The 5,411-nt window shown below is 43.8% G+C and carries 2 protein-coding genes; both read right to left on the reverse strand.

Translation table 11 applies throughout. The features are described from left to right. Positions 1–352: hypothetical protein (locus tag L1271_RS24325; RefSeq protein ID WP_235369014.1), on the reverse strand; the 352-nt coding region annotated here is incomplete at its 3' end. 4 nt (positions 353–356) lie between these two features. Further along, positions 357–5,411: non-ribosomal peptide synthetase (locus tag L1271_RS24330; protein ID WP_235369015.1), on the reverse strand; the 5,055-nt coding region annotated here is incomplete at its 5' end.

Here is a 5,411-nt window from a genome sequence, read left to right on the forward strand (position 1 = left end):
TTTGAGTTAGACTGGCTTCTATGGCTGCAATATCCAGTACCCCATCACAGGCCAGTGCTGCTGCAACATTATAATGTTGACTGCCTTCTAGCTTATCGATTAACCACAGCCGTTGTTGTGAAAATGATGCTGGGATCGCACCACTACGATCTATGGCACACAAGGGGATACTCGCCACTGACCTCCCTTGCTGCTTTCTCTCAAGAAAGTGCAATAACTGTTCTTTGTGCGTTTTTACTTGCTCTGCTAACTCAGCAGTCATGGCACCTTTTGGTGCTTTCACCTTTAAAGTACCGGAGTCAGAAGATAGCTGAATATTTTTTTGTTGTAGTTGATTAAGCAAATCAATCATTGGGTTAAAACTCCATTTCTTCAAAGGCCTCACTATCCGCCTCTAGCTCCTGCTGTTCTGAGCTATACTGGGACTGTGTTGCATCAATAAACTGTGCTAATTCTTTGATTGTTTGGAAGGCAAACAGGTCTGCAATTTCAAAAGGGTAATCCCAGTGCGATTGGACACGATCGAGGATACTCATGGCATGAAGCGAATTTCCGCCTAGAGCAAAGAAAGACTGCACGGTACTGAGGGGTTCTGTGATACCTAAACACTCTCGCCAGACTTCCTCTAGAGCAACTTCTGTTGCCGTATGTGCTGGAACATATTCAATCTGAGGCTGGGCCGTCACCATGCTGTATAGTGCTTTACGGTCAAGTTTGCCGTTAACAGTGACTGGTAATTCAGTCAATGCGATATAGGTTGCAGGTATCATGTAGTTCGGTAAGGTAGATGCCAGCAACTTAGGTATCACAGCTGAAAGTTCAGCACTGTCCAATGATGTAACACAGAATGCGATAAGCTGTTCACCAGCTTGTAACTCCTGCACACTGACAAATGCTTCTTCCACTTCATCACAGCCTGCAATCGCAGCTTGGATCTCTCCTAGCTCTACACGCAAACCACGGATTTTAACTTGATGATCTAAACGACCAAGGAACTCCAGAGCTCCACATTCTAAACGACGGACCAAATCGCCCGTGCGATAATATCTCTGCTGAGAACGGTTTGCTAAGCTCACCGTAATAAATTTCTCCGCAGTGAGCTGTTCCTGCTGAAAGTAACCTCGAGCCAAGCCAATCCCAGATATGAGTAACTCTCCTGGAATACCGATAGGCTGCTCAGCAAAATCCGGACTCACTACTACACAGTTAATGTTATCAATAGCATAACCAATGGGAACACTCGGGGCCGAGGTGGTTTTACTACAATCCCAATAACTTACATCTATTGCTGCTTCTGTCGGGCCATATAAGTTATGTAACTGAGCGGATGACGCTCGTATAAACTGTTCTCGGTGATCGCGCGTTAATGCCTCACCGCTACAAAATACCTGTTTCAGTGTTTGGCATTGCGATAACTCTGCATGCTGCATAAATGCTTGCAGCATTGAAGGTACGAAGTGACAATGAGTAATGCCTTGTCGCTGTATCAACTCTGCTAGATACTTAGGCTCTTTGTGACCCTCGGGTTTAGCTAGAACAATACTTGCGCCAACGGTCCAAGGCCAAACAAACTCCCAGACCGAAACATCAAAACCATAAGGCGTCTTTTGCAGCACTTTATCACTGGCTTTCAGTCCATATTGCTTTTGCATCCACAGTACACGATTCAACAAGGCTTGATGCTCAACCATCACCCCTTTTGGTTGTCCTGTTGTACCTGACGTAAAAATCATATACGCAAGATTTGTCGAGCTTAATTCAAAGGTACTAGGAGTCGTTGCTCTATACTGGAAGAGAGTATCTAGCGTCGCTTCGCTATCGATCACAGTCACTTGATGTGATTGCAAACACTCAGCTTCCGCTAAGTGCTGTTGGGTCAATACTTGTACATCACCCAGCTGGTCTAAGATTGCACTACTGCGCGCGTCCGGCATACTCGGGTCAATAGGTACATAAGCGCCACCCGCCTTTAACACCGCCAAAATTGCAATAACCATGCTACAGTGACGTTCAAGATACAAAGCCACGAAGGATTCTTGCATTACTCCCTGAGCCTGTAGCAAACGAGCCAATCGGTTCGCTGCCTGATTTAACTGCTGATATGTCAACGTTTCTTGAGTATCAAGAACGGCGATGCTGTTAGGTGTTACCTGTGCAAAGTGGTCAACATATTGATGCGGTAGTAAAGCTAAATTGTGGGAACAGAAAGTATCATGTTGCTGCGCCAGTAAATGTTGCTCAGACGTCGATAACAGTGAAATTTCACCCACACCTCGACCATCCGCAAGCTGAGAAAAGATGGCATCAAGATGATGTTGCATTTGCGCTATGGTGTTATCGCTGAAACGCTCTTTACGATATCCCAATGTAAGCTGTAAGTGTTCATTATCATTCACAATAAAAGTCAACGGCACAGCACTATACTCTGCCGTCTCACTACTATTGATAACAACATCGCTGGTATTATTCGCTACACTGCTATTGCTCTCAGTAGGATAATTCTCAAACACTACGATACTATCGAACAACTCAACCTCTGCGGCAATCGCTGTTTGTTGCTGGATCTCTGGCAAAGTTAAAAAGCCGTGTTCTTGACTTTGCAACTGGCTTTCATGTAACTGCTTAAGCTGAGCTTTAAGATCCGTTGATGGAACAAAATCAACTTTTACAGGTATGGTGTTTATGAATAACCCAACCATCTTTTCAATGTTTTGTACCTCAGATGGCCGACCTGAAATTACAGTACCAAACAATACTTTTTGATCGCCACTGTAACGCTGTAACAAGTATCCCCAAGCCCACTGTATGACAGCATTGAGAGTCACCTTGGCTTCACTGGCAAGTACTCGTAGCTTTTGCGACAGACTCGTACTTATTTGCCATTGTCGCTCAACATAGCCTGATTGAACGTCTAAATTTTGGCTTTCTAACAATGCGGTGGGCGAGTCAAAGTCATGCAAGTAAGTATGCCAATAGTCAAGAGCACTTTGCTTATCTTTACTCTGCAACCAATCATAGTAACCATCCAGTGGGATCGGTTTCGGTAACGATAAGGGTTGCGATTTAGCAAAAGACAAATAGCTTTGCAATAGTTCTTGGTAAACGGTTTGCAGACACCAACCATCTAAAATTAGGTGATGATGTGTCCAAAGTAATTGATGCTGCATGGAGCCATAGCGCACGATAGTAACTCTATGCAAAGGCGCTTCATTGAGTGGCATTGCCATTTCTCGGTCTTGCTCACGCAACGTGATAAATGCGCTGTGGCGCTGCTCATCACTCAAGTCGCTCCAATCTAAAAAGCGCACAGGAACTTTAATATCTGGTGCAAGCACAAAGCGATAAAGGCTACTTTTTTCTATAGCAAAGCCGCTTCGCAATATTTCATGCCGATTAGTCACATATTGCCATGCTAGCTCCATCGCCTTGATGTTCAATTCGCCACTGATTTGATTTACAACTTGGGTTAAGTAGGCTTTTTTATCAATTTGACTTTGAAAGAATATTCCATGCTGTAATGGTGTTGCAGGAAAGATATTAATGAGTGTACCAAAGCGTTTCTGCCATTCATTAAGCTGAGATTGTTGTAATTCGACATGAGGGACATCAGAGGTTGTTAACATCGGCATTCGGCCTTCACAGTGATTAGCAATATCCTGCAACGCCATAGCTAAATTATTTTTAAGAGCAACCATAGTCTCTGGACTAAACTGCGCAACACTATAGTCAATCATCAAATGCAGTAAGCCTTCACTCACTTGACCATTGATCGCAATAGCAAACTCCCGCAAAGCTTGCTCGTGTAGATTTGACCCCATACTTTCATCAGCGAGAGAAAAATCCCCATGCTCGTGCTCTGCATTTATCTCAATTTGTCCAAGATAGTTAAATAGCACAAAAGGATCCGCTTGTTCAAAATGCGAACACTCAGAAGTTTGGGAGTAGTATTTTAGTGTTCCAAAGCCAACGTTCGACTCAGAAATAACCCTACGCCGTTCTTTTACAGCAATAATTACTTCTGTAAGCCCTGTGCCCTCTGAACTAAGTAATAGTGGATAAAGTGAAGTAAACCAACCTACTGTTTCACTGAGATCCACATCATCAGAGATAGGATCCCGACCATGGCTTTCCAGTGCAACTGCGACTTGCGATACCGCAAATGTTTGCTGTAGCGCTAAATACAGCCCACTTAACAATAAATCCTCTACTTGCGTGCGATAAGCTTGGTTTGCACTTCCTAGGAGTTGACGAGTTACTGAGTGGGTAAGCTGTAGCTTAACGATTTCACTTTCACTGCGTAAACAGGGCTCTATTTCACTCTCAGATAAAGGCATCATGGTATTTTCAGCGGCTAATTGGGCAAGCCAAAAGACTTGTTGCGCTTGGAAATCGTCGTAATGAAGCGCTAAGGTATCACTCCACTGCCTTATAGATGAGGTTTTTGCTGGTAACCGAGGTATCTCTTGGCGTTGATGCTGACACCAAAGACGCTGTAAATCTTGTACCAAAATTCGCCAAGAAACACCATCTACGACTAGGTGATGCGCTACAAGTAACAACCGAGCTTCACTTTTACCTGAGATTAAGACTGCTTTAAATAACTCACCTTTTGAAATATTAAACCCAGACTGTGCTGCAGCAGCAATTTCAGTTACGGCCTCAGCCGACCAATCAGCAACGAAAACATTCTGTACAACCCGATTAATATCAATTTGTTCAAGCGCAATAAACTCGCCCATCCACCCTGTTGATTTGTGAGTAAACCGTAATCTCAACGCGTCATGCCTATCAAGTAAACATGAAACTGCTTGCCTTAGAAAATCTTGCGATAACTCAATTGGCACTTGCAATAAGATAGACTGATTATAATGATGTACAGCCGCCCCTTTTGAGCGTTGTAAGAATCTCAATTGAATAGGTAAAGGCCTAAATTCTCCGCTTAGGGGAGATTGTTCAGCACTCACTTCTTTACTTGCTTTAACCACCAATGCCTGATCAGCAACCGTAGGTAACTGCATAACTTCTTTTAAAGTTATATGGAGTCCCACTTCCCGAGCCATAGCAACCAATTGAATTGCTATAATTGAATCCCCTCCTACGGTAAAAAAGTGGTCATTAATACCAATCGCGTCGTTTTTGAGCAATCGCTGCCAAATGAGTAATAACTGCTCCTCTGTGGCATTTCTTGGTGCTATAAAGGCCTCGAGCTCAGTGTTACTATGCAATTGTTTTAGCGCATTTTTGTCAATTTTACCGTTCGGGGATAGCGGCCACTGTGATACCCCAATGTAGCGACTTGGCAGCATGTACTCTGGTAGTAATGCCCGTAGATACTCACGTAGCTGCTGTGCCAAACCCGTCGCTTCTTCTGTTCGGACGTAAGCCTGTAACTGTGACTCTCCTGCCTCTTC

Source organism: Pseudoalteromonas sp. OF5H-5, assembly GCF_021530695.1.
Taxonomy (GTDB): Bacteria; Pseudomonadota; Gammaproteobacteria; order Enterobacterales; family Alteromonadaceae; genus Pseudoalteromonas.